A 25,431-nucleotide genomic window follows, 5' to 3' on the forward strand; every position below is an offset into this window, starting at 1 on the left:
CGTAATTGAATTACGATAAAAATAACCCGGTGCGCCTCAACCCCTCCGTTGAGTGACGGGCCGCATCCCCAGGAGGCTCCATGAACCTCGATTCCACCGCGTCGGACCTGGTTTATCAATCAGGCTTGGGCAACGAATTTGCCAGCGAAGCCTTGCCCGGCGCCTTGCCCGTCGGCCAGAACTCCCCGCAGAAAGCCCCGTACGGTCTCTATGCCGAGTTGTTTTCTGGCACGGCGTTCACCATGGCCCGCAGCGAAGCGCGGCGCACCTGGATGTATCGCATCCGACCGTCGGCCAACCACCCGGCCTTCACCAAGCTCGAACGGCAAGTGGCGGGAGGCCCATTGGGCGACGTCACCCCCAATCGCCTGCGCTGGAACCCGCTGGATATTCCCGCTGAGCCCACCGACTTCATCGACGGGCTGGTGCGCATGGCGGCCAATGCCGGCGCGGATAAACCGGCGGGCGTCAGCCTTTATCACTACCGGGCCAACCGCTCCATGGAGCGGGTGTTTTTCAATGCCGACGGTGAGTGGTTGATCGTGCCGCAACTGGGGCGGCTGCGGATCGCTACGGAGCTGGGCGTGCTGGAACTGGCACCGCTGGAAATCGCCGTGCTGCCCCGGGGCCTGAAGTTTCGCGTTGAACTGCTCGACCCCCAGGCCCGTGGCTACCTCGCCGAAAATCATGGTGCGCCGTTGCGTCTGCCGGACCTCGGGCCCATCGGCAGCAATGGCCTGGCGAACCCGCGGGACTTCCTGACGCCGGTCGCCCATTACGAGAACCTCGCGCAACCGACAACCTTGGTGCAGAAATTCCTCGGTGAGTTGTGGGTGTGCGAGCTGGATCACTCGCCCCTCGATGTGGTGGCCTGGCACGGCAACAACGTGCCGTACAAATATGACCTGCGCCGATTCAACACCATTGGCACGGTCAGTTTCGATCACCCTGACCCGTCGATTTTCACCGTGCTGACCTCGCCCACGAGTGTCCACGGCCTGGCCAACCTCGATTTCGTGATCTTCCCGCCACGCTGGATGGTGGCGGAAAACACCTTCCGTCCACCGTGGTTCCACCGCAACCTGATGAACGAATTCATGGGCCTGATCCAGGGCGCCTACGACGCCAAGGCCGAAGGTTTCCTGCCGGGCGGTGCGTCCCTGCACAGTTGCATGAGCGCCCATGGCCCGGACGGCGAAACCTGTACCAAGGCGATCAACGCTGATCTTCGGCCAGCGAAAATCGACAACACCATGGCGTTCATGTTCGAGACCAGCCAAGTGCTGCGCCCAAGTCGTTTCGCCCTGGACTGCCCGCAACTGCAAACCGACTACGATCTTTGTTGGGCCTCGCTGCCTGTCACGTTCGACCCGACCCGGAGATAACCATGACTCAACTTTCCCCTGCCCGTAGCTGGGTCGCCAGCGCCAACGGCCACGCCGATTTCCCGTTGCAGAACCTGCCATTGGGTATTTTCAGCGTCGATGGCGGTGCCTTGCGCAGCGGCGTGGCGATTGGCGAGCGGATTTTCGATCTGCAGGCGGCGCTGCACGCGGGCCTGTTTGACGGCGCGGCGCGGCAAGCCGTCGAAGCCATGGCCGACGGCCAATTGAATGAATTTTTCGACCTGGGCCGCAGCGCCCGGGTGGCCCTGCGTGAACGACTGCTGGAACTGTTGCGCGAAGACAGTCCGTTGCGTGGCAAAGTTGAAACGGCGAAGCTGCTGCTCGTCGCCGCCGACTGCCAGATGCACCTGCCCGCCAGGATCAACGACTACACCGACTTCTACGTCGGTATCGAACACGCCCAGAATGTCGGCAAACTGTTCCGCCCCGATAACCCGCTATTGCCCAACTACAAATACGTGCCTATCGGCTACCACGGTCGTGCCTCGACCATTCGCCCGTCCGGCACCGACGTGCGTCGCCCCAAGGGCCAGACCTTGCCGGCCGGCCAGGCCGAACCGACCTTCGGCCCGTGCGCGCGCTTGGACTATGAGCTGGAGCTGGGCATCTGGATCGGCAAGGGCAATGCCCTGGGCGAACCGATCCCCATTGGCGATGCCGCCGAGCACATTGGCGGGTTCTGCCTGCTCAACGACTGGTCGGCCCGGGACATCCAGGCGTGGGAATACCAGCCCCTGGGGCCGTTCCTGTCGAAGAGTTTCCTGACCAGCATTTCGCCGTGGGTGGTGACGGCTGAAGCCTTGGAGCCGTTCCGCCGCCCACAGCCGGCGCGCCCGGAAGGCGATCCGCAACCGCTGCCTTATCTGCTGGACACCCGTGACCAGGCCGGCGGCGCCCTCGACATCGAATTGGAAGTTCTGTTGCTGACCGAGGCTATGGTCGAGCAGAACCTGCCGGCTCAGCGCCTGACGTTGAGCAACACCCGATACATGTACTGGACCGTGGCGCAGATGATCGCGCATCACAGCGTCAACGGCTGCCAGTTGCAGGCCGGCGACCTGTTTGGCTCGGGCACCTTGTCTGGGCCTGAAAACCATCAATTCGGCAGCCTGCTGGAAATCACCGAAGGCGGGAAAAAACCAATCGAACTGGCGTCTGGCGAAGTGCGCCGATTCCTCGAGGACGGTGACGAAATCATCTTGCGCGCCCGTTGCCGCCGCGAAAATTTCGCCTCCATCGGCTTCGGCGAATGCCGGGGCAAGATCCTGCCGGCGCGTTGAGGGTAGCCATGGAACTCTATACCTACTACCGCTCCACCTCGTCCTACAGGGTGCGCATTGCGTTGGCCCTCAAAGGCCTGGATTACCAGGCCTTGCCCGTCAACCTGATCGCTGCGCCGGGGGGCGAGCATCGCCAGCCGGCTTATCTGGCGATCAACCCCCAGGGGCGGGTGCCGACGCTGCGTACCGATGAGGGCGCGTTGCTGGTGCAATCACCCGCCATCATCGAATACCTGGAGGAGCGTTATCCCCAGGTGCCGCTGCTCAGCGCCGACCTGATTGTGCGTGCCCACGAGCGTGGCGTCGCCGCGCTGATCGGTTGCGACATTCATCCCTTGCACAACGTCAGCGTGCTCAACCAGCTGCGGCAGCGGGGCCACGATGAAACGCAGGTGACGGAGTGGATCGGGCATTGGATCAGCCGGGGATTGGCGGCGGTGGAGCAGTTGATTGGCGACGACGGCTATTGCTTCGGCGCGCTGCCGGGGTTGGCGGATGTGTTCCTGATCCCGCAGCTGTACGCCGCCGAGCGGTTCAATGTTTCCTTGCAAGGGTATCCGCGGATCCGGCGCGTGGCGGCGTTGGCGGCTGGGCATCCGGCGTTCCAGCAGGCGCACCCGGCGAATCAGCCGGATACACCTACTTGATGTTGGCTGGTCTGCCGTCTTCGCGAGCAAGCCCGCTCCCACATTGATCCGGGTGTACGCCGATCAAATGTGGGAGCGGGCTTGCTCGCGAAGGCGATTCAACGGTCGACAAAGAGGTGCAGTCTCACGACAACTCAATGCACCACCGAATTCGGCGGCAGATGCCCCAGCCGCTCCGTCAGCCGGATTCGCTGGATCGGATCGTCACTGAGCATCAGCGCATGCTCCAGGTCGAAGCGTTCGGCGTTGGGGCAATCGAGCCGCTGGTACAGGCTGGCGCGGGCCAGGTAGTCGGCGGCGCTGGCGTTGCCCAGTTCCAGCACCCGTTCGGCGTCGATCAGGGCCGCGATGTAGTCGTCGTTCGCCAGATGCAGTTGGCGCAGGTTGCGCGACAGGCGCTGCAGCATCTGCATCGGCTCGGCGTTGACCAAGTGCTCGGCCTTGAGCGACATATTCGCGCCGTATTGGCGTTGCAACAGTTCCCGGCAGTCGTTGGGGTACAACCGGCGGCCACCGCATGGGTCGAGCAGGTGGTCGGCCCCAGGTACCTTCAACAGGAAATGCCCGGGGAAATTGACACCGACCATCGGAATTTCCAGGCCGCGGGCCAACTCCAGGGCAATCAGCCCGAGGGCCAGGGGCTGCCCGCGTTTGCGCGCCAGGACTTTATCCAACAGCGCCGCTCGCGGCCGCAGCGGTGTGAAGTCGTCCTGGGCGAAACCCAGGTCGTTGAGCCGTCGTAGCAGAGGCTGGCCCAGCTCGCTGACAGGCAGCATCGGCAGGTCATGGCTGACCCGCTGTTGCAGTTCCTTGAATTCCTTCAGCAAGACCGGAACGTTGACGTCGCGATCATGTTCGGCAGCGATCCACAACGCTGCTTCGAACAACGCCGGCGGCGAGCGGTGCAGGCAATCAAAAAAGGCTTGGCGCGGTTTCATCGAACTCTCCGGGCTATGCTCCCGTTTTAGCCCTGCCATGGATTTTCGTCCAGTCTCCAAAAGATGCTGTGACAGGTTATGCCGAAAAAGACTGACCACCCAGGCGACTTATTCCGGCGTGCTCCAGCAATTTTCGACTGCACGCCTATACTGGCGAAACAAACAAAAGTGATTCGGGAGCCTTACGATGTTTGCTCTCATGCAAAGCTCCCGCCTTGAATCGCTGCACCTGAGCGTAGACCCGACGACCGGGTTGAAGGCGGTGATTGCCATTCATTGCAGCCGCCCCGGGCCTGCCCTGGGAGGCTGTCGTTATCTTGCCTACCCCGACGACGAAAGTGCCGTGGCAGACGCCGTGCGCCTGGCCCAAGGCATGAGCTACAAGGCGGCTCTGGCTGGTTTGCCCGTGGGCGGCGGGGTGGCGGTGATCATGCGTCCGGCCCATGTGGAGAGTCGGGCGGCGCTGTTCGAAGCCTTTGGTCGTTGCATCGAGCAATTGGACGGGCGCTATATCACCGCCATCGACAGCGGCACGTCGGTGGCCGACATGGATTGCATCGCCCAGCAGACCCGCCATGTCACCAGTACCACCGCCGCGGGAGACCCTGCGCCCCACGCGGCGATGGGTGTCTTTGCCGGCATCCGTGCCACCGCCATGGCTCGCCTGGGCAGCGATAACCTCGAAAGCCTGCGGGTGGCGATCCAGGGCCTGGGCAATGTCGGTTATGCCCTGGCCGAACAGCTGCATGCGGCGGGGGCCGAATTGCTGGTCAGCGACATCGACCCTGGCAAGGTGCAACTGGCCATGGAGCAACTGGGCGCCCATCCGATCGCCAACGACGCGCTGCTCAGCACACCCTGCGACATCCTCGCCCCTTGCGGCCTGGGCGGGGTCCTCAACAGCCAAAGCGTGGCGCAACTGCGCTGCTCGGCCGTTGCCGGCTCAGCCCACAATCAGTTGAGCAACCTGCAGGTGGCCGATCAGTTGGAAAGACGCGGGATTCTCTATGCGCCGGACTATGTGATCAACTCCGGCGGGCTGATCTACGTCGCCCTCAAGCATCGTGGTGAAGAGCTGCCGACGATCACCGCGCACCTGTCGAAAATCGGTGCAAGGCTTACGGAAGTCTTTGCGCATGCCCAGGCGGAAAAGCGCTCACCGGCCCGGGTGGCCGATGAACTGGCGGAGCGCCTGTTGTACCGCTGAAAATCAAAAAGGAAATCATTGGTAGCAGTGAAGCAGTGAAGCAGTGAAGCAGTGAAGCAGTGAAGCAGTGAAGCAGTGAAGCAGTGAAGCAGTGAAGCAGTGAAGCAGTGAAGCAGTGAAGCAGTGAAGCAGTGAAGCAGTGAAGCAGTGAAGCAGTGAAGCAGTGAAGCAGTGAAGCAACCTATCTGTGGGAGCAAAGCTTGCTCGCGATGCAGGCGCCGCGACTGTTCAGGCTAACCGAGTCATCTTCATCGCGAGCAAGCTTTGCTCCCACAGATAAATTTCCTTGCCACAGTTTTTCCGCAATTACCTCAACAGGTAAACCGGAAAGCATTCACACAAATGCATCACTCGGCGCCGGGTGTTATCCAGGCGTGCGGCGTTGTTCGGCTGTTCCAGCAGGTCGGCTATCAGGTTCGCCACTTCGGCACATTCCGCTTCACCAAAACCGCGTGTGGTCAAGGCAGGGGTGCCGATGCGAATGCCACTGGTGATCGCCGGTTTCTGCGGGTCATTGGGGATCGCGTTTTTGTTCAGGGTGATATGGGCGCTTTCCAGCAGCGCCTCGGCGTCTTTGCCGGTGATGTTCATCGAGCGCAGGTCGAGCAGGAACATGTGGCAGTCGGTACCGCCGGACACCACCCGCAAGCCACGCCGGGTCAGGACGTCGGCCATGACCCGGGCGTTGTCGACCACCCGCTGCTGGTAATGCTTGAACCCGTCGCCCAAGGCTTCGTTGAAAGCCACGGCCTTGGCGGCGATGACGTGCATCAGCGGGCCGCCCTGGTACACCGGGAAAATCGTCTTGTCGAGCAGGGCGGCGTATTGCGCCTTGGCCAGGATCAGGCCGCCGCGGGGGCCGCGCAACGTCTTGTGGGTAGTGGAAGTGATGAAGTCGGCGATGCCCACTGGCGAGGGGTACACGCCGGCGGCGATCAACCCGGCGTAGTGCGCCATGTCCACCATCAGGTAGGCGCCGATTTCATCGCAGACCTTGCGAAAGCGCTGGAAATCAATGGTCCGCGAATAGGCCGAGGCTCCGGCAATGATCATCTTCGGCCGGTGCTCCCGGGCCAGGGCTTCCATTTCTTCGTAGTCGAGGGTTTCGGTTTCCGTGTCCAGGCCATAGGAAAAGGCCCGGTAGATTTTGCCGGAAAAATTCACCGAGGCGCCGTGGGTCAGGTGGCCGCCGTGGGCCAGCGACATGCCCAGGATCGTGTCGCCGGGTTCCAGCACCGCCAGGAAAACCGCTTGGTTGGCCTGGGAGCCGGAATGCGGCTGCACGTTGACGTATTCGCAGTTGAACAATTTGCGCGCACGCTCGATGGCCAGGTTCTCGATTTCATCGACGACCTTGCAGCCGCCGTAGTAACGCTTGCCCGGATAGCCTTCGGCGTACTTGTTGGTGAGCACGGAACCCTGGGCCTGGAGCACTTCTTCGCTGACGTAGTTTTCCGAAGCGATCAGTTCCAGGTGGGTTTCCTGGCGGTTGCGCTCGCGGTCGATCAGGCGGGCAATGGCGGGATCGAAATTTTGCAGACTCATGGTGTGATTCCTTAGCTAAACGCTTCGGCCAGCGGCGCAGTCATGGGGTGCGGCAACACCCGCGGCTGGCTTTTGGACGAATCGGACAGAAAAATGGAGGTGTCTTTCAAACCGCTGCCTGTGATCAGGATCACGGCGGTTTGCGGGGTGTCGGGGTGTGTTTCTGCGTACTTGAGCAGACCGGCGAAGGCACTGGCGGCGCCGGCTTCCGGAAACACGCCGGTGCTGGCGGCCAATCGAGAGGCGGCGGCGACAATGCTTGGGTCGCTGACGCAGATGAACTCGCCGCCACTGGCCGTTACCGCGCGCATGGCCTTGAGGCGATCACGCGGCAGCGCCACGTTGATGCTGCTGGCCAGGCTGGTGGGCGGCAGGCGTTCGGTTTGTCGCATCGAGCGGTCGTAGCGCCAGGCGCGATACATGAAGTTGCTGTGCTCGGCCTGAACGCCGATCAGGCGCGGAAAATTCCTCGTCGCGACAACGGGCCGGGGAAAAGTGCTGGTAGTTGAGTTGCAGCGCCGCCAGATCGGTCAGCAGGGCGATGCCCAGCGCCGCATGGCTGCATAGGCGGGCAATGGCGGGCGCGGCCTGGATGCCGTAGCCACCGAGGGCGGCGAGCCAGATAAAACTTTCTTGCCGTGGGTCTTGGCCGAGCACCGGCGAGCGGTCGGCGACGAAGGTGCGCAGGCCCACCCATTTGTTGATGATCGAGCGGGGGCGCAGGCGCGTGGTGTTTTGCAGGCGATCCATGGTGATGGCCAGGTCGAGCTCTTCCGGCAGCGCGTCGCAGGGCAACGATGGGCTTTCATCGCAGGGCGAGACGATCAGTCGCCCGGCTTCAGGCTTGATGAAAATGTCCTCGTCCACCGTGCCCAGGTACGGCGTGTGGTGCACGTCGCACTGTGGATCGACCGCTAGCACGGTGCGCCGCAATGGTCGGACACCGACCTTGGGCACGCCGCAGCGCTCGGCGAACTCATCGGCCCAGGCACCGGCGGCGTTGACCACGATGGCGCTTTGCAGCTGCTGGCCGTCCCGGATGTGCAAGCGCCAATGCCCGTCGCGATATTCGCCACGCAGCACTTCGGTCTCGCGCTTGACCACGCCACCGCGGGCACGCAATCCACTGAGGTAGGCACCGTGAATGCCGTGCACATCCAGGTCGAAGGCGCTGGGCTCGTAGATCCCGGCACTCCAGGTGCCTTCGGCGAGGTAGGGGACCAGTTCCTGTACTTGCTTGTCGTCGAGCAACTCGGCCGTAGGCACTTGGCCCGATACGGCGCTGAAACGCGCTTTGAGTTTTTCCACCCGCGCCGCCTGGGCCACGATCAACGCGCCCCGTGGCGCCCAGAGTGGATGCTCGGCCAGCCCCTCGGGCGGGTTCTCGAAAAAGCGCCGGGACGCGCAGGTCAGCGAACGGATCTGCTGGTTGCCGTAGCTTTCCATCGAGATCGCGGCCGAACGCCCCGTGGTGTGGTAGGCCAGTTGTTGTTCCTGTTCGAGCAGGCAGACGCTGCCATGGGCCGCCAGTTCATAAGCGACTGAGACGCCGGCGATGCCGCCACCGACCACGATGAAGTCGTAACGAGCAGTCATGGTCGGCTGCCCTCGGCGATAACGGCGGCTTTGCTTTCCCGGGTGTAGGTCAGCACGAAATGCGCCACGAGACCAAAGATCAGCCCCCAGAACGCGGCGGCCAAGCCGAGGAAACTCATGCCCGAAGCGGTGACCAGAAAGGTGATCAGCGCGGCTTCCCGTTGCTTCTCATCCGCCATGGCGCCGGTCAGCCCGGCACTGATCGCGCCAAACAGGGCGAGGCCGGCGAGGGAGGCGATCAATTCTTTCGGCAGGGCGGAAAACACCGAGGCCAGGGTCGCGCCGAAAGTGCCCATCAGGATGTAGAACACCCCGCAGGCAATCCCGGCGATGTAGCGTTTGTCGCGGTCCTCGTGGGCTTCGCGGCCGGTGCAGATCGCGGCGGTAATGGCCGCCAGGTTAAGACCGTGGGACCCGAACGGGGCCATCAGGGCCGAGCCAATCGCGGTGACCGAAATGATCGAGCGCGCCGGCGTGTTGTAGCCCGAGGTGCGCAATACGGCCATGCCGGGTACGTACTGGCCGGTCAAGGTCACCAGCGCCAATGGCAGGCCGATGTTGATGATTGCGTGCCAGCTCCATTCCGGTGCGATGAAGACCGGATGAGCCACGGCGATGGTGATCGAGGTGCTGTTGAGTTCACCGAACGAGGCGGCCACCGCGCAGCCGATGATCAGCACCGACAGGATGGCGTAGCGTGGCGAGAATCGCTTGAAGACCAGGTACGCCGCGATCATTGCCAGCACCATCGCCGGCTGCAGCTTGATCGACGTGAACAACTCGGCGCCGAAGCGGAACAGAATGCCGGCGAGCATGGCGGCGGCAATGGCCTTGGGCAGGCGACTCATCAACTTGTCGAACGCCCCGGACAAACCGACCACGGCGATGATCACCGACGCCACCACATAGGCACCGATGGCCTGGGGCAGGGTCACGGTGGGCAGCATTGACACCAGCAGCGCCGCCCCCGGTGTGGACCATGCGGTGATGACCGGGACACGCAGGCGCCAGCTCAAGAGGAGGCCGGTAATCCCGCTGCCGATGGAAATGGCCCAGATCCACGAAGACACCACGTCGTTGGGCAGGTGCGCTTCCTTGGCTGCCTGGAACACGATGATGAGCGGGCCGGCGTAGGAAATGATCACGGCGATGAAGCCCGCGATGACCGCTGACAGGGATAGATCCTTTCTGAATGTGTCCATGATGTCTCGACTTGGCGCGGCAGGAGCGCGCAGTGGGGGATTGAGTCTATTGCTTCGATTCGCAATCAGTGTATTTGAATGGATTGAGTTGATTCAATAGGGGGCGTGATTGTTACGAGATATTTTTCTGATATCACGGCGCTATTTTGCAATTTATTGCAGATAATCTATTGATTCATATGGATATTATTTGTCGTAAAATTTCTTTAATCCACGCTGATAAACAATTCAATAATCGCATCAATCGACTCAATGGATCGAATGCGTCGAATTATTAGTTGCCTAACCTCCATGTGATATGCTCGGATATTCATCATTTCTACGATGGGCAGTGAGCATTCATGTGGGTTCCCCAGCTAAGCGAGTTCAGCCAGCCGATGTATCTGTCGATTGCCGATGCGTTGGCGCGCGATATCAACAACGGCGTACTGAACGAGGGTGATCGCCTGCCGACGTTGCGGGAGCTGGCCACCACCTTGAATGTCACGCCAGGTACCATCAGCCGGGCGTACAGCGAAGCCCATCGGCGTCGGCTGGTGCAAGGGGAAGTGGGACGTGGCACTTATGTGCTGAATCAGAAGCAGCTGGAGCTGCCGGCCAGTAACAGCGCGTCCGCGCCGCTGAACCTGGGGCAGTCCGAACTGCTCGACCTTTCGATCATCAAGCCCTATAGCGAGACGCTGGAGTACTGGTTGCGCGGCGCGCTGGTGGGCATGGCCAAAAGCACCGATTTCGCCCGCGCGCTCGATTACGCGCCGGACGGCGGCCACCCGGCCCATCGCGAGGCGGGGGCGCAATGGTTGCGTCATTCATTGCCCGACGCGCAATGGCAGCAAGTGGTGATTACCGCCGGGGCCCAGCATGGCTTGATGGTCGCGATGAGCGCCCTGACCAACGCTGGCGACCTGGTGCTCTGCGAGACGCTGTGCTACCCGGGCATCATTTCCCTGGCCCACGGTCTTGAGCGTCGCCTGCGTGGCGTGCCGATGGATGACGAAGGCATCATTCCCGAAGCCTTGCGCGAGCTGTGCCTGCGGGAGAAGCCGGCGATGCTGGTCTGCGTGGCGACCTGCCAGAACCCGACGGCGGCGATCATGTCGCAGAAACGTCGGGCCCAGATTGCCGCGCTGGCCGAGGAATTCGACTTCATCATCCTGGACGATGACATCTACGGCTTCCTGGCCACCGATCCGTCGATCAAACCCTTGTCGGCCTTTGCGCCGGATCGCTCGGTTTACCTGACCAGCCTGTCGAAATCGGTCATGCCGGCGCTGCGCATTGGTTACATCTACAGCCCGCCGAAATTGCTCTCGCGCCTGACGTCGATGGTGCGCAGCAGTGTGTGGATGCCATCGCCGTTGACTGCGCAACTGGCCAGCAATGTGATTACCGAAGGCCTGGACAAGAAATTGATCCGCATCCAGCGCAACGAGGCGGCGGGGCGACAAGCGATCGCTCGGGAAATCTTCGCCAATTTCGAGCTCAAGACCCAGCCGTATTCCTATCACGTCTGGTTGACGCTGCCCGAGCCGTGGATGAGCGACGAGTTCACCATGCTCGCCCGGGCCAACGGCGTATTGGTGCTCAGTGGCACCCAGTTCCAGGCTGAGCGTTCAGGCACCACCCGGTGCGTGCGGCTGGTGCTGATGTCGCCCACCAGCCAGGACGAACTGCGCTTCGCCCTGACCAAGTTGGCCAGCCTGATCGATTCGGATCCGCGTCGTTATTATTAAAAAAGATCGCAGCCTTCGGCAGCGCCTACGCGGTGTAGGCGCAGCCGAGGGCTGCGATCTTTTGGTTATTCTTCCTACGGGTTGAGCAGTTCGGACAAGGCGTCCGGCTGGCTCTTGAATGCCTTGGCGAACACATCGCGATTTTTCGCCATGTAGATCCCGGCTTCCTCGACCTGCTGCTCGCTTAGCGATGGAACGGCTTTTTGCAACACTTCGGCCAGCAATTCGGCGAGTTCCAGCATTTTGTCATGACGGTCAGCTTCGGCTTTATCCATGAACAAGCGCTCCAGATCTCGGCTGCTGCGGTATACCACTTCGACGGCCATTCACCACCTCACATGCCTTCACATTGGTTTGTCTTTGCGACTACTGTATTTATATACAGGCAAAAGAATAAGCGAATCCTCTTGCTTTGGATAGTGGCTTTTTAATGTAGACCGATTTCAGCATGTGAGCGCCAAGATGATGTGGACAAAGCTTGGGTAGGAGCAAGCCTTGTGGGAGCAAAGCTTGCTCGCGATCAGGCCGCATGAAGCTTGCAAAGTGCCGCATACCAGCCTGTCGCCATCTCACCCTCACTCGCTGGCCTTTTTTCTGCATGCAGAACAACCGTCACGTCCAACCCGCATCATCCGGTCGAACCGACCTAAGGAAACTACATCGTGAAAATCAACTGGGCCGAGAACCTGCGCCAGAACGTCCATCAGCTGGCCGAGTCCCTGGGAAACCTCTTCGTCGAGACCTTCCACTACCTGGCGCTGTTCGCCATCGGTGCGGTGACCGCGTGGGCGGCGGTGATGGAGTTCTTGCAGATGCTCGAGGCGGGGCACATCAAGATCGATGACATCCTGCTGCTGTTCATCTACCTGGAATTGGGGGCGATGGTCGGGATCTACTTCAAGACCAACCACATGCCGGTGCGATTCCTGATCTACGTGGCGATTACCGCGCTGACGCGGCTGCTGATTTCCAACGTTTCCCACCACAGCCCGCCCGACCTGGGGATCATCTACTTGTGCGGTGGTATCTTGCTGCTGGCGTTTTCGATCCTGGTGGTGCGCTACGCTTCGTCGCAGTTCCCCTCGGTGAAGATCGAGCACCCGCACCGCAAGGTTGGCGCGGGTTCCAGCGAGCATGCCGAAGTGGAGAAAGGCGAAATCTAGATCCCGGCGGCCGAGGGCGCCGGCCCCTGTGCATGCGGCGGTGGCAGCTTGATGTTGTCACCGCCGGTCATGGCTTCGAGGATGGCCACGGCGCTGTGGCCCTGCTCGATGGCGATGCCGAACTGAATGCTTTGCACCAGGCGTTTGAGCCGCTCCGGGTCGTTGCGCTGCTGGGCGCTGATCATGCGTTTGGCGACGATGCGCCCGCTCTTGGACAGGGTCAGCATGATGCTGCCATCCAGTCCCTGGATACTCAGGTTGATTTGATAATGCGGCGCAAAAGCGTCGGTAATGAGCTGAAAAGGGTTGTCCATGATGCGTCACCGCCTGATTGAACGTGCAGTTGTTGACCGGCCGTGATCGGGATTAGTTCGCAATACCGGACCATCGGCCATTCCATGATCGTGTTCATCTGAAGGTTCCTGGGCCAGGCAGGCTTCAAAATCAAAGATCGCAGCCTGCGGCAGCTCCTACGGGGAGTTAGCAAGGGGCATGCCGGAAAAAACGTCGGACAATGATCCCGGTGCCCAAGCGCCAAACGCTCTGGAATGCGGCTGCCCGTTTCGGGGCAATAACGTGCGGATGTTCGTTGACGGTGCAGGCGCGGAGGTGATTTGCAGCGGGTAGGCAGGGCGGGGCAACTCCCGACATTAACAGCGCTTTTGCCCGTTGTCCGGCTTTATTTGCATATGAATATTTATCTTTTTTTAGGGCTTGAATTGTTCTTCCGCCAGCCCGACTCTGTATTCAAGGGGCCGCTGCGCTAACGTCGACGGCCCCCGGCGAGCTAGCTGAAATAAGGGATGAACTATGCAAATCCAAGTCAACAGCGATAACCATATTCAAAGCAGCATCCGACTGGAGGAGTGGGTACGTACTACCATCGAAAGCACGCTCGAACGTTACGAAGAAGATCTGACACGGGTCGAGGTTCATTTGCGCGATGAGAACGGCGACAAGCCCGGCCCTCATGACCTGCGTTGCCAGCTTGAAGCACGGCCAAAGGGCCATCAGCCGATTTCCGTGACCCACAAGGCCGATTCGCTGGAACTGGCGATCGAAGGTGCAGCCACCAAACTTGAAAGTGCACTGGAGCATTTGTTCGGCAAACTGCGCGGCAAGCGCGCCGCCACCAAAGGCCCGACCGACTCGATTGCCCTGGCTGATGCCATGCTGGAAGAAGAATTCCTGGAGAACGAGCGGGCCGCACTCAACGGCTAAGCACGATCACTTAAAAATACTCACCGAACAAAAGGGCCTGCAATCGCAGGCCCGTTTCGCTTCAGCTATCCACCGCGACCCCGAGTCAGAACGCCACGGACGTCTGCACATACAGCGTGCGCGGCTCTCCCACGTACTTGCCCCGGTTGTTGTCATCGAACGAACGGGTGAAGTACTGGGTATTGAAGATGTTCTTCACGCCTACCGCCACGTTCAGGTCCGACAGTTGCGGGCCGAAATCATAGGCGGCGCGGCTGCTGAACAGCATGTAGCCGGGGATATTGCCGGTACTGCCGTCGGCGCTTTCATTACGGGTATTGGCGTTATCGGCAAACTGCGCGCTCTGGTAGGTGCTGTCCAGGTTCAACTTCCAAGGCCCGTCCGTATAACCCACGCCTAGCGTACCTTTGTGCTTCGAAGAGAAGGGCACGCGGTTGCCTTTGTTTGGTCCGTCCTCACGAATGGTGGCATCGACAAAGGCATACGTGGCATATACATCAAAACCGGCCAGCGCCGGGCTCAGGTCGTCGAGGGCGTAGTTGATGCTGGTTTCGATGCCCTGGTGGCGGGTCTCGCCTCGGGCGATCACCGAGTCGTTGGTCTGGTTGCTTTCATACTGGTTGTCGAAGTTGATCAGGAACGCGCCGATCTCTGCCCGCAGGTTGCCATTGTCATAGCGGGTGCCCAGTTCCCAGGTGCGGGCTTTTTCCGGTTTTACTTCGCCGCTGCTGACACGGTTGGGCATCTGGCTGTACTGCACGCTGCCGAACGAACCTTCGGTATTGGCATACAGATTCCACTCATCGGTCAGATGATAGAGCACGTTCAGTGCCGGCAAGGCCGTGTTGTAGTCACCCTTGTATTTCACATTCGTCAGGTTGTTGGTCTGCTGAGATTCGATCATTTCGTAGCGAACGCCAGGCGTGATGGTCCATTTGCCGATGTCGATCCGGTCATCGATGAAAAACGCGTTGGCCTCGGTGCCGCCACGCGTATCCCGGTCGTTGCGGCTGGCGGTGGTTGGCAATTCGTTGCTGGCGATGGGCGTGCGATAACGCAGTTCATGGCCGGCCTCGTTGATGTAGCGGTAGCCGACGCCGACCTCATGGCTGGTCGGGCCGAGGTCGAAACCTTGGGCGAAACGGGTTTCCAGGCCGCGCACCCAATATTCGCGAGGCGACAGGGACAGGAAGCTGCCCTGGTCCAGGTAGCCGCTGCGCAAGGTCTTGGTGAAGAACGTGCTGGCGGTGAATTCCCGGCGGTCCTGTTGGTAGCGGTAGCCGACGTTGACCAGGGTGCGACGACCCCAGAAACGGTCGTTCGGCCGGGTGGACTGGTACGGGTCGGCGTCGTAGTCGGCCACATTCAGGCCGCCGGGCATGTCGGCTTCGCCTTCGTAATACTGGGCCATGGCATTGAAGCTGTTGGCGTCGTCCAGCTGGTAGTTGCCCTTGAGGATCAGATCGTCGATTTGTGTGTCGCTGTGCTCGCGCCAGTCGCCGCCACGGGTGCCGGAATACAGCAGGGCGCCGCCCAGGCCGTTGTCGGCGGTGCCGCCAGCCAGCAGATTGGAGGAGGTCTTGAAGCCGTCGTGACTGGAGGACGGGCTCGTCTCGGTCTGGAAGCCGCCCTTCACCGTGGGGGCATCGGGAATCGCTCGCGTCACGAAGTTGACCACGCCGCCGACGTTCTGCGGGCCGTAGCGCACTGCGCCGCCGCCACGCACGACGTCCACCGCGTCCATGTTGCCCATGCTGACCGGCGCGAACGAGAGCTGCGGTTGGCCGTAAGGTGCGAACGGCACCGGGATACCGTCCATCAACACCGTAGAACGTGAGGCCAGGCGCGGATTGAGCCCGCGAATACCAAAGTTCAGCGCCATGTCATGGCTGCCGGTGCCGTTGTTTTCCGGTGCGTTGACGCCGGGGATGCGATTGAGGACGTCCCTGGCCTGGGTCGCGCCCTGGCGTTCGAATTCCTCACGACGGATGACATCCCGGGCACCAGGGTGTTCGAAAACGTTGGCTTGCGCGGCATCGCCGAGCCAGTCACCGACCACGGTGGTGGTGCCGATGTCCAGCGCAGTGCTGGTGGCCGGTTGCAGGCTGAAGGCGTTGTTTCCCTCGGGCCGGGCTTGCAGGCCGGTGCCTTCGAGCAGCGCGTTCAGCCCTTGTTCCGGGCTGTAGCTGCCTTCCAGGCCACGACTCTGCAGGCCTGCGGTTGTCTGCGAGCCAAAGGAAATCAACACCCCGGCCTCGCGCCCGAACTGATTGAGGGCATTTTCCAATGATGACGGCGCGATGTGATAGGCCTTGGCCTCGGCAGCCTGCACGCAAGGCAGAGTAACGAAACTCAAGCTGGCCCCCAGGAGCAGGTGGCGCAGGGTGCGGGCGAGCGGGGTGAGGCGGGTGGGTTGCTGCGGCATGGATGAGGATCCCGAGAAGGTTGTATCGAAGTGCTTTCCTTCTCTGTCACCCGAGACGGGAAAAACGGCTCACTGGTGCACCACTTTTTTTTCAGGGAGGGCGGCCATTGGTTCACGCGCGAGCCTCGACCGTGACCCAATAGCGGGTGAAACGACGCACTTTTACCGGCAGGCTGACCTCCAGCAGGTCGAGGATTCGTTCGCTGTTGTCCAGCGGATAGGTTCCGGAGATCAGAAGGTTGGCGACTGCCTCGTCGCAGTGCAGTTGGCCGCGTCGGTAACGGCCGAGTTCGTCGAGGAAGTCCACGAGGCGCATATGCGCGGCTATCAGCATGCCTTCCGTCCAAGCGCCGCTGTTGGCGTCCAGCGCCGTGGAGGGCCCGGCACCGTTGACGCCAAGGCTCAGTTGTCGTGCTGTCGCCAGTGACAAGGCCGGACCGTGTCGGCTATGAATGTCCACCTGGCCTTCAAACGCCGTCACCTGGGTGTGTTCCGTATATTCGCGGACGTTGAACCGGGCGTCGCGGCTTTCCAGCAGGCCGTAGGCCGTCACGACTTGCAGGGGCCTCGGGTCCCGGGCGACGGTCAGCAACAGTTCCCCTTCCAGCAGGCGGATCAAGCGGCGTTGAGCGTCGAAGCGAACGTCTACCGCGCTGCCAGTGTTGAGCTGCAACTGACTGCCGTCATCCAGCGTCAGGCGTCGCCGCTCGCCCACCGGGCTGCGAAAATCGGCCATCAATGGCGGCAGCAGTTGGCGCTCACGCAGGCCCCAGGTCAACGCCGAGCCGGCGCCAAGCACCAGCAACATCTTCAGAGCTCGACGCCGCGCCGCGGACTTCGGTGCATTGAGGGCCGCATGGGCCAGCGGAGGCGACACGCTGCGCAGCCGTTGATTGACCCGCTGGATATGCTCCCAGGCACGGCGATGTTCGCCGTGGGCATCGAGCCAGTGTTCCCAGGCTTGCTGCTGGCGGGTATCGAGTGGGCCTTGCTGCATTTCCAGCAGCCAGTGCACGGCCTGCTCGGCGACTTGCGCGCTGACGCCCGGTGCGCCGTTGATCGGTGGGGTCATAAGGCAAAGTAGCAGCGCATCGCTGCCTTGTTCAGGTGACGCTTGACCGTCGCCAGGGAAATCCCCAATTCACGGGCGATTTCGTTGTAGGTCAGGCCATCGACCTGGGCCAGCAGAAACGCCTGCTTGATCGCGCGCGGCAACCCATCGAGCAGTTGGTCCAGTTCCATCAGGGTTTGCAGGATGATTGCCCGGTCTTCCTCCGATGGCGTCACGAGCTCCGGCAATTGGGCGAGGGCATCGAGGTAGGCGCGCTCCAGGTCTTGACGGCGGTAATGGTTGAACAAGACGCGCTTGGCAATGGTGGTGAGAAACGCACGGGGTTCCAGGACCGGCTGCGGATCGCGCGCAGTCAGGACGCGCATGAACGTGTCCTGGGCCAGGTCGGCGGCACTGTCGGGGCAGCCGAGTTTTCTTCGCAACCAGCCGTTGAGCCAACGGTGATGGGCGTTGTAGAGCACTTCGACGGTGTGTGCAGGCGGCAACGAGGAACATCCCGACAGCGCTTAGCTGTGCTAGAGAACAAGAATTGTTCGCATTGTAGGGGCGCAATGGTGGCTACGGCAATCGGGACGAGTGCCTGGTTGTTTCATTTGGCCGGGGCACGCGGGTGCTTAGCGCAAGAATGCCTGTCGATACTCTCCGGGGCTTGCGCCCAAGGCCTGGCGAAAACGGTGGGTGAAATGACTGGCGCTGGCAAACCCGCAGGCCAGCGCCACGTCGCCCAACGGCTGGGACGTGCTGCGCAACAATTGCCGCGCGCGGGCCAGCCGCCGGGCCAGTACATATTGATGGGGTGGCAGCCCGAAACTTTCGCGGAACATCCGCGCAAAGTGATATTCGGACAACGCACACAGCGCCGCCAATTGCCCGAGGCTGATGGCCTCGGCCAGATGGCTGTTGACGTAATCCACCAGCAACCGTCGCTGGTGAGCCGCCAGGCCGCCCTTGAGGCGAAGCCCCTGGCGCTGGCCGACCTGGCTGAGCAGCAAGTGGTTGAGCAGGTCATGGGCCAGGCTGGTGGTCAGCAAGCGTTCGCCGGGTTCGTCCCAGTTCAGTGCGATCAACTGGCGAAAGCGCTGGGCCTGTTGCGGGTCGTCGAGGAACGTTTCCTCGTGCAGTTGCACTTGCCGGGGTTCGCGGTCCAGCAGGGTGATGCAGCCAAGGGCGAATTGCTCCGCGCTGAAATATAGGTGGGCGAGGCGGATGTCGCCATTGATGACCCAGGCGGACTCATGCCCGGCCGGCAAGATGCAAAGTTTGTCCGGTGCGCCCGTGGTATCGGGCCGTTCACGACGAAACGTGCCGGTGCCCCCCGCGATGTAGCACGACAGCGTATGGTGCGTCGGCGCCTCGTAGTCCCGGGCGTCGTGGTGATTGGTCCACAAAGCGGCCGCCATGCCGTCTCCGAGCTCGGCACTGTGCTCCAGGCGAGCGTTGGGCGAGCTGTTGAGGGCTTGGAAGACTTGTAGGGTTTGCAGTGTGGACATGATCGGTTCTCCAACGTTTGCATCCTACTCCGTAGACCGTTCCCTGCCAGCCCATCGCTCATAAAAACCGCAAGTTTACGCAAGCGACGGCCAAGCATCGGCGTGACACTGGGGGCCATTGCCAGGAGTCACCGTCATGAACCTCTCGTTGTACCTGCTCACCGTGCTCATCTGGGGCACCACCTGGATCGCCCTGAAACTGCAGTTGGGTGTCGTCGCCATCCCGGTGTCGATCGTTTATCGCTTTGGCCTCGCGGCATTGATCCTGTTTGCCATGCTCTTGCTCAGCCGGCGCTTGCAGGTGATGAACCGGCGCGGCCACTTGATTTGCGTTGCCCAGGGCCTGTGCCTGTTCTGCATCAATTTCATGTGCTTCCTGACCGCCAGCCAGTGGATCCCCAGTGGTTTGGTCGCCGTGGTGTTTTCCACCGCCACGCTCTGGAACGCCCTCAATGCCCGGGTTTTCTTCGGTCAACGGATTGCCCGTAACGTATTGCTGGGCGGCGCCTTGGGGCTGTTCGGGCTGGCGTTGTTGTTCTGGCCGGAGCTGGCCGGTCACAGCGCGAGCCCGCAAACGGTGCTCGGCTTGGCGCTGGCGCTGCTGGGGACGTTGTGTTTCTCAGCGGGCAACATGCTTTCGAGCCTGCAACAGAAGGCCGGCCTCAAGCCGTTGACGACCAACGCCTGGGGCATGGCTTACGGGGCGGCGATGTTGTCGGTGTGGTGTCTGTTCCAAGGCATTCCGTTCGATATGGAATGGAATGCACGTTACGTCGGCTCGCTGCTGTATCTGGTGATCCCGGGTTCGGTCATCGGCTTTACCGCCTACTTGACGCTAGTGGGGCGCATGGGGCCGGAGCGGGCGGCGTATTGCACCGTGCTGTTCCCGGTGGTGGCGTTGAACGTCTCGGCGTTTGTCGAGGGCTACCAGTGGACGGCGCCGGCATTGGTGGGGTTGGTGCTGGTGATGCTGGGGAACGTGCTGGTGTTTCGCAAGCCCCGGCCAGTAGCCGTGAAAGTCGCGCTGGGTGCCCGCTGAGCGATTGCGTCTGGCGATAGATCTGTGGCGAGGGAGCTTGCTCCCGCTGGGTTGCGAAGCGACCCCAAGGTGTATCTGCCGCCACGGTGCATCAGATAAACCGCAAGGGGCTGCTGCGCAGCCCAGCGGGAGCAAGCTCCCTCGCCACAGTGTGTTTTATTTCCAGACTTGTGGGTTGACCAGGTTCTTCGGTCGCTCGCCCAGCAAGGCACTGCGCAAGTTATCCACAGCAAGGTTGGCCATGGCCTCACGGGTCTCGTGGGTGGCGGAGCCGATATGGGGCAGGGTCACGGCGTTCTTCAGCTGGAACAGCGGCGATTCAGCCAGCGGTTCTTTCTCGTAGACATCCAGCCCGGCACCGCGGATGCGACCGTTCTGCAAGGCTTCGATCAGCGCTGGCTCATCCACCACCGGGCCACGGGAAATGTTGACCAGGATGGCGCTTGGCTTCATCAGCCCCAGTTCACGCTGGCCGATCAAATGGCGGGTCTTCTCGCTCAATGGCACCACGAGGCAGACGAAATCGGCTTCGGCCAGCAACTGGTCCAGTTCGCGAAATTGTGCGCCCAATTGGTTTTCCAGCTCGGTCTTGCGGCTGTTGCCGCTGTACAGGATCGGCATGTTGAACCCCAACCGGCCACGCCGGGCAATGGCTGCGCCGATGTTGCCCATGCCGACGATGCCCAAGGTCTTGCCATGCACGTCGCTGCCGAACAGTTGCGGACCGACGGTCGCTTGCCATTGCCCGGCCTTGGTCCAGGCGTCCAGCTCGGCCACGCGCCGGGCGCTGCTCATCAGCAGGGCGAAGGCCAGGTCGGCGGTGCTTTCGGTGAGCACGTCGGGGGTGTTGGTGAGCATGATCCCGCGCTCATTGAAGTAGGCCAGGTCGTAGTTGTCGTAGCCCACCGACACGCTGGAGACCACTTGCAGGTTCGTGGCGTTCTGCAATTGCTCGCGGCCGAGCTTGCGACCGACACCAATCAGCCCATGGACGTGGGGCAAGGCGTCGTTGAACTGCGCGTTGATGTCGCCGTTCGACGGATTGGGGACGATCACCTCGAAGTCCTGGCGCAGGCGCTCGATCATGGGAGGTGTGATACGGCTGAAGGCAAGTACGGTTTTTTTCATCGTGCAAGGCTCATCTGCAGGGAATACCAAGCACGCTAACATTCCTGGCGCGGGTTAGGCGAGAGGGGAGTTTGATTGGGATATCGCAAACTCCACCTGTGGGAGCGGGCTTGCTCGCGAAGGCGTCGGGTCAGTTTGCATTGATGTTGAATGCCAGACCGCTTTCGCGAGCAAGCCCGCTCCCACATTTGATCTGTGGTGGGCTGTGATTTTGTAACTTCTGATAATCCTAGGCAGCCCGCAGGGAAATGAAGGCGTAGTTGACCGGTGCCTCGGTGACCACGCTTGCGCCACTGGCCGTCACTTGGCTGGCAACGTCCTCGCCGGACAGGTGGAACTGCCATTCACCCGCTTCGGGGTCCAACGGCTGCGAGCGGGCCTGATCAATCGCGATGGCGAACGCGGCCATGTTCGGCAGGTAGGCCGTGAATCCGTCGCCCTTCAACGCCGTTGTGTGGATGCCCAGGGACACGCAGATGCGCGCCTTGATCGCGATCTCTTCACGATCGGCCTGGCGTGAACGTTCGATCAACCGAGCCAGCTCTTGGTCCACCAACTCACCGCCGATGATCAACTGCGGCCCCGTTTCCCACGATTCTGGCGGGCAGTCCTTGGCGGCGGTATTGAGCGGGATGTGCGGGTTGATTTCCATGGGGTAGATGCGGCAAACCAAAGGCCTGCGCTCATAGATGCGGCACAGGTTGTCGGCGTCCAGATTATGGCAAGGGCCTGGGTTATAAGCGGCGAAGGTAATTGCCACGAGCACCTCGCTCGTGCCGCTGCGGACCACTGCCGAACGGCGTTCGGCATGTTCGCGCTGCGCCACCGGAAGGCCGAGGCCATTGGGCAGGAAGGCCTCGACCAGGACAATCACCTGGCCGCCGTCATTCGCCCACATCCTGGCTTCGTCGAGCGTCAGGGGAACGTGATGACCGGTGCAGCATTTACCGCACCCTACGCAGGAAAACGTTGTGTTCATTGATCGACCGAAGGCAATAGGCTGAAAGCGGCGACAGAAAAACGCCGCGATAAGCCGTGCGAAGCAAGTTATGCGCCATTCATTGAGGGGCTTCGGCCGGGCGGATCGAGTCCCACTCGGTGACGAAAGCGGTCTTGGTTTTTTTGCGATAAAGGCACAGCTCGGTGCCCGTCGCGCCGTTCATGTGCTTCTGTGGGTATTGGCCTTGCAGTAACAGCGCCGTATAGCCTACCCGGTCATCAAATTGCGCGGCGGTACCGACAGGTTCGGGATCTTTCAGACCGCTGGCCTTGAGGCAACTGGCGAGCACTTTTTTGTCGTAGGCGGCCCACGCGTCGGGGCTGGAAGCCTGAGCCTGAAAGGCGATGGCGGCAGTGAGGCCGAGGAGCATCAGTGCAGGGGTTTTCATCGACAATGTCCTTGTTCGGGGGAACGAGGACAGGAGTATGCATGAGGTCGGGGCAGGGGTCAGAGGCCGCGACGATCGCAGCCTCCTTGAACTTGGCCCGCATCGACGCGGGGGGCTCAGCGACCTTGTTCGGCGACGGCCTTGGCCGCGGTGATCAGGCACTTGGTCAATTCGGGCGACGAAAATTTGGTAAGCACCCCGTTTGCGCCGGCCAATCGCGCTTTCTCACTGTTCATGGCGCTGTCCAGCGAGGTGTGCAGCAACACGTAGAGGTGGGCGAAATCCGGCGTCTCGCGCAGGGTCCGGGTGAGGGCGTAGCCGTCCATTTCCGACATTTCAATATCGGAGACGATCAGGTTGATCTCCTGCGCCGTGCCCTGCAGCTCCAGCAGGCAGTCGATGGCTTCCTTGGCGCTGCGTGCGGTATGGCATTGCAGGCCCAGGTTGCGCAGGGTGTGCACCGATTGCTGCAAGGCGACTTGACTGTCATCGACCACCAGGATCCGGGCGTTGCCCAGGACTTCGGCGTCTTCCATGCTCAATTCGGTCGGCGCGGTTTCGATCTGCGCCGGCGCGATGCCGTGGATGACCTTTTCGATATCCAATACTTGCACCAGCGTGCCGTCCACCGAGGTCACGCCAGTGATGAATGCGCGCACGCCGCCGGAGCCGTAGGGCGGCGGTTTGATGTCGGTGGTCAGGCAATGCACGATCTTGCTGACCGCCTGCACATGCAGGCCCTGCTTGGAACGGCTGACGTCGGTGACGATCAGGCAGCCGCCGTCCGGGTCTTCCAGCGGCCGCTCGCCAATGGCGCGGCTCAGGTCGATCACCGACAACGATGTCCCGCGCAGGGTGGCGATGCCTTTGACGTGGGGATGGGACTCCGGCAGCTTGGTCAACGGTGGGCAGGGAATGATTTCACTGACCTTGAGTAGGTTGATCGCCATCAGCTTGCCGCTGCGCAAGGTAAACAGCAGAAGCGAAAGTGAATCTGCGCGGGCTTTGTTGGAAGACATAAAAACCTTCTGTGGAAAAAGGTGGGGCGAGCATGAAGGTCGCCAGAACAGCTTGTGATATTGGGTTATCGACTTGTCGGGGGCAGGCTTTAGGGTGAAAGCCTGTCGATCACATGGATCGTTGTAACAAGATCCTTGTGCGGGATAGCTTTTGTGGCGAGGGAGCTTGCTCCCGCTCGGCCGCGCAGCGGTCGTAAGATTCGAAACCGCGCTGCGGTTGATGGGCCTGCTTCGCAGCCCAGCGGGAGCAAGCTCCCTCGCCACAAAAGCACCTCCAACCACTATTTCAGGCCAAGCCGTTTGGCCATCCGCCCCAGGTTCGCTCGGTCCAGCCCCAGCTCCCGGGCGGCGCTGGCCCAGTTGTGCTGGTGACGCTCCAGGCAGGCGGCGATCAAATTGCGTTGAAACGCGTCCACCGCTTCGCGCAAATCCCCCGTCACGCCTGGTACGACCGGTGCCGGGTTGAGGGATGACGGTTCGGCGTTATCCACAGGGACGTGGGGCAAATCCAGGTCCTGGGCGCTGAGGCTGAGGATTTTCGGGCGCGCCGGGTAGCGACCCAAGGCCTTCAGGGCGCTACGGCCGATCAGGTGTTCCAGTTCGCGCACGTTGCCCGGCCAGTCGTAGGCCAGCAATGCGGCCTGGGCGTCGCTGGTCAGGCGCAGGCTGCCCAGGCCCATGCGCGAACGATTCTGTTCGAGGAAGAAGCCGCTGAGCAGCAGCACGTCCCGCCCACGCTCACGCAGCGCCGGCACCTGCAAGGGATACACGCTCAAGCGATGATAGAAGTCGGCCCGGTAACGGCCGTTGCGCACTTCTTCGGCGAGGTCGCGATTGGTGGCGGCGATCAGGCGAACATCGACCCGGTGCTCCTTATCCGAACCCAGGCGCTGCAGTTGGCCGCTTTGCAACACCCGCAGCAACTTGGCCTGGACAGTCAGGGACAGCTCACCCACCTCGTCGAGGAACAGGGTGCCGCCGTCGGCTAGTTCAAACTTGCCGCGGCGGTCGTTCATGGCCCCAGTGAAGGCGCCCCGGACATGGCCGAAGAGTTCGCTTTCCACCAGCGTATCCGGCAGGGCGGCGCAGTTGAGGCTGACCAGTGGCTGGCCGGCGCGTTTCGACGCGGCGTGGATGGCCTGGGCGACCAGTTCCTTGCCCACACCGGTTTCGCCGGTGATCAATACCGTCAGGTCGCTGCCGCCCACCAGCGTGATCTCTTCCACCAGGCGCTTGTGGGCCTTGCTCTGGCCGACCATGTCGCGGTGTTGCTGGCCGCTGGCCTGGCGATAGACCTCGGCGCGGCGATGTTCGTCCTCGGCTTTCAAGGCCAGGCGCTCGATGCGCTCGGCGGCGCTGACCGTGGCGGCGGCGAGGCTGGCGAAGGCTTGCAGGGCACCGAGGTCGATGGGTTCGAAGCGCTCCGGGTCCAGCGAATCCAGGGTCAGCAGGCCCCAGGGGCGCTCGTCGATGAACAGTGGGCAACCCATGCAGTCATGAACTTCCAGATGCTTGGCCAGCCCCTCGACCAGCCCGTCGTAGGGATCGGGCAGGTCACTGTCAGCGGCGAAGCGGGTGGGGTGCGGGTTGGCCAGCAGCGCTTCGAAGCGCGGGTGTTCGCTGACCCGGAATCGCCGGCCCAGTGTATCGGTACTCAAGCCATCCACGGCGAGCGGCACCAGGCAATCTCCGTCCAGACGCAACAACGCCGCCGCATCGCAGGGCAGCAGGGCGCGCAGGGTGCCGAGCAGGCGCCGATAACGTTCACCTTCAGGCAGTTCACGGGACAGGTCGGCCACCAGCGGCAGCAGGGAGGTCAGCAGGGCGGTTGCGGTCATAATGACTCCGTGTAGTCGAAACGACTATAAGGTGAGCCGTGTCGATATGACTACATTGTTTTTAACTTGTTGATATTAAAGATAAAAAAATATG

Annotated in this window: 22 protein-coding genes and 2 pseudogenes; 8 read left to right on the top strand and 16 right to left on the bottom strand. The window is 61.7% G+C overall.

Annotation, left to right across the window (positions count from 1 at the left end; translation table 11 throughout):
- The first annotated feature begins 80 nt into the window (after positions 1–80).
- Genes hmgA through maiA form a run of 3 tightly spaced genes read left to right on the top strand, consistent with a single transcriptional unit; the run spans position 81 to position 3,333 of the window.
- Positions 81–1,385, top strand: a complete 1,305-nt coding sequence (gene hmgA / locus M1D99_RS05610) for a homogentisate 1,2-dioxygenase (protein WP_458131491.1) — start codon at positions 81–83, stop codon at positions 1,383–1,385.
- Between the two features lie 2 nt (positions 1,386–1,387).
- Positions 1,388–2,686: a fumarylacetoacetase gene (fahA, locus tag M1D99_RS05615; RefSeq protein WP_434574389.1), complete on the top strand. Its 1,299-nt coding sequence runs from the start codon at positions 1,388–1,390 to the stop codon at positions 2,684–2,686.
- Positions 2,687–2,694: 8 nt separating this feature from the next.
- Positions 2,695–3,333, top strand: a complete 639-nt coding sequence (gene maiA / locus M1D99_RS05620; protein WP_186705068.1) for a maleylacetoacetate isomerase — start codon at positions 2,695–2,697, stop codon at positions 3,331–3,333.
- Between the two features lie 134 nt (positions 3,334–3,467).
- On the opposite strand, the gene M1D99_RS05625 is transcribed toward maiA, so the two are convergent.
- Entirely contained in the window at positions 3,468–4,271 is an 804-nt protein-coding gene (locus tag M1D99_RS05625; protein ID WP_186705069.1) for a SirB1 family protein, read from the bottom strand.
- 187 nt (positions 4,272–4,458) lie between these two features.
- On the opposite strand from M1D99_RS05625, the gene M1D99_RS05630 reads away from it, so the two are divergent.
- Complete coding sequence (locus M1D99_RS05630; RefSeq protein ID WP_186705070.1) at positions 4,459–5,478, top strand: Glu/Leu/Phe/Val dehydrogenase family protein; 1,020 nt, start codon at positions 4,459–4,461, stop codon at positions 5,476–5,478.
- A 306-nt stretch (positions 5,479–5,784) separates the two neighbouring features.
- Here the strand turns inward: M1D99_RS05630 and glyA are convergent, their stop codons facing one another.
- The 4 genes and pseudogenes from glyA to M1D99_RS05650 form a co-directional block, all read right to left on the bottom strand.
- Complete coding sequence (glyA, locus tag M1D99_RS05635) at positions 5,785–7,023, bottom strand: serine hydroxymethyltransferase (RefSeq protein ID WP_458131492.1); 1,239 nt, start codon at positions 7,021–7,023, stop codon at positions 5,785–5,787.
- Between the two features lie 11 nt (positions 7,024–7,034).
- Positions 7,035–7,484, bottom strand: a pseudogene (locus M1D99_RS05640) (threonine synthase); the annotation flags it as partial.
- A pseudogene (locus M1D99_RS05645) lies at positions 7,480–8,619 on the bottom strand (NAD(P)/FAD-dependent oxidoreductase); the annotation flags it as partial. The pseudogenes M1D99_RS05640 and M1D99_RS05645, both read right to left, overlap by 5 nt.
- Complete coding sequence (locus M1D99_RS05650; protein WP_186729553.1) at positions 8,616–9,821, bottom strand: benzoate/H(+) symporter BenE family transporter; 1,206 nt, start codon at positions 9,819–9,821, stop codon at positions 8,616–8,618. The gene M1D99_RS05650 and the pseudogene M1D99_RS05645, both read right to left, overlap by 4 nt.
- A 341-nt stretch (positions 9,822–10,162) precedes the next feature.
- Here M1D99_RS05650 and M1D99_RS05655 point away from each other — a divergent pair, with 341 nt between their 5' ends.
- Positions 10,163–11,554 (top strand): aminotransferase-like domain-containing protein, encoded by a 1,392-nt coding sequence (locus M1D99_RS05655; RefSeq protein ID WP_434574391.1) that lies wholly within the window; start codon positions 10,163–10,165, stop codon positions 11,552–11,554.
- A gap of 74 nt (positions 11,555–11,628) precedes the next feature.
- On the opposite strand, the gene M1D99_RS05660 is transcribed toward M1D99_RS05655, so the two are convergent.
- Positions 11,629–11,880 carry a YebG family protein gene (locus M1D99_RS05660; protein WP_458131493.1) on the bottom strand — a complete coding sequence of 84 codons (252 nt, stop codon included), beginning with the start codon at positions 11,878–11,880 and terminating at the stop codon, positions 11,629–11,631.
- Between the two features lie 336 nt (positions 11,881–12,216).
- Between M1D99_RS05660 and M1D99_RS05665 the strand changes: the two genes are divergently transcribed.
- On the top strand, positions 12,217–12,717 hold the full coding sequence (locus M1D99_RS05665) for a phosphate-starvation-inducible protein PsiE (RefSeq protein ID WP_053125067.1): 501 nt from the start codon (positions 12,217–12,219) through the stop codon (positions 12,715–12,717).
- Here M1D99_RS05665 and M1D99_RS05670 read toward each other — a convergent pair.
- Entirely contained in the window at positions 12,714–13,031 is a 318-nt protein-coding gene (locus M1D99_RS05670; protein ID WP_186705076.1) for a DUF3509 domain-containing protein, read from the bottom strand. The two genes, M1D99_RS05665 and M1D99_RS05670, sit on opposite strands and share 4 nt — an antisense overlap.
- Positions 13,032–13,527: 496 nt before the next feature.
- Between M1D99_RS05670 and M1D99_RS05675 the strand changes: the two genes are divergently transcribed.
- Positions 13,528–13,938 (top strand): HPF/RaiA family ribosome-associated protein, encoded by a 411-nt coding sequence (locus M1D99_RS05675; protein ID WP_053125063.1) that lies wholly within the window; start codon positions 13,528–13,530, stop codon positions 13,936–13,938.
- An 85-nt stretch (positions 13,939–14,023) separates the two neighbouring features.
- Here M1D99_RS05675 and fecA read toward each other — a convergent pair whose 3' ends face one another.
- From fecA to M1D99_RS05695, 4 genes are all read right to left on the bottom strand, one after another.
- Positions 14,024–16,363, bottom strand: coding sequence for a TonB-dependent Fe(3+) dicitrate receptor FecA (gene fecA / locus M1D99_RS05680; RefSeq protein ID WP_434574392.1), 2,340 nt, complete (start codon positions 16,361–16,363; stop codon positions 14,024–14,026).
- A 112-nt stretch (positions 16,364–16,475) separates the two neighbouring features.
- Entirely contained in the window at positions 16,476–17,435 is a 960-nt protein-coding gene (locus tag M1D99_RS05685; RefSeq protein WP_458131494.1) for a FecR domain-containing protein, read from the bottom strand.
- On the bottom strand, positions 17,432–17,920 hold the full coding sequence (locus M1D99_RS05690) for a sigma-70 family RNA polymerase sigma factor (RefSeq protein WP_458131495.1): 489 nt from the start codon (positions 17,918–17,920) through the stop codon (positions 17,432–17,434). The genes M1D99_RS05685 and M1D99_RS05690 overlap by 4 nt, the downstream gene beginning before the upstream one ends.
- 129 nt (positions 17,921–18,049) lie before the next feature.
- On the bottom strand, positions 18,050–18,925 hold the full coding sequence (locus tag M1D99_RS05695) for a helix-turn-helix domain-containing protein (protein ID WP_458131496.1): 876 nt from the start codon (positions 18,923–18,925) through the stop codon (positions 18,050–18,052).
- Positions 18,926–19,061: 136 nt separating this feature from the next.
- Here M1D99_RS05695 and M1D99_RS05700 point away from each other — a divergent pair, with 136 nt between their 5' ends.
- Positions 19,062–19,964 carry a DMT family transporter gene (locus M1D99_RS05700; RefSeq protein WP_186705081.1) on the top strand — a complete coding sequence of 301 codons (903 nt, stop codon included), beginning with the start codon at positions 19,062–19,064 and terminating at the stop codon, positions 19,962–19,964.
- A 156-nt stretch (positions 19,965–20,120) separates the two neighbouring features.
- Here the strand turns inward: M1D99_RS05700 and M1D99_RS05705 are convergent, their stop codons facing one another.
- The 5 genes from M1D99_RS05705 to norR form a co-directional block, all read right to left on the bottom strand.
- On the bottom strand, positions 20,121–21,092 hold the full coding sequence (locus tag M1D99_RS05705; protein WP_186705082.1) for a 2-hydroxyacid dehydrogenase: 972 nt from the start codon (positions 21,090–21,092) through the stop codon (positions 20,121–20,123).
- Positions 21,093–21,321: 229 nt separating this feature from the next.
- Complete coding sequence (locus M1D99_RS05710; RefSeq protein WP_186705083.1) at positions 21,322–22,071, bottom strand: YkgJ family cysteine cluster protein; 750 nt, start codon at positions 22,069–22,071, stop codon at positions 21,322–21,324.
- 79 nt (positions 22,072–22,150) lie between these two features.
- Positions 22,151–22,480: a hypothetical protein gene (locus tag M1D99_RS05715; protein WP_186729559.1), complete on the bottom strand. Its 330-nt coding sequence runs from the start codon at positions 22,478–22,480 to the stop codon at positions 22,151–22,153.
- Between the two features lie 116 nt (positions 22,481–22,596).
- A complete protein-coding gene (locus M1D99_RS05720; protein WP_030139917.1) occupies positions 22,597–23,499 on the bottom strand; it encodes a chemotaxis protein CheV in 903 nt (300 codons plus the stop codon).
- Positions 23,500–23,780: 281 nt separating this feature from the next.
- Positions 23,781–25,337 carry a nitric oxide reductase transcriptional regulator NorR gene (gene norR / locus M1D99_RS05725; RefSeq protein ID WP_458131497.1) on the bottom strand — a complete coding sequence of 519 codons (1,557 nt, stop codon included), beginning with the start codon at positions 25,335–25,337 and terminating at the stop codon, positions 23,781–23,783.
- Between the last annotated feature and the right edge of the window lie 94 nt (positions 25,338–25,431).

The sequence above is a fragment of the Pseudomonas sp. R3-41 genome, from assembly GCF_054161485.1.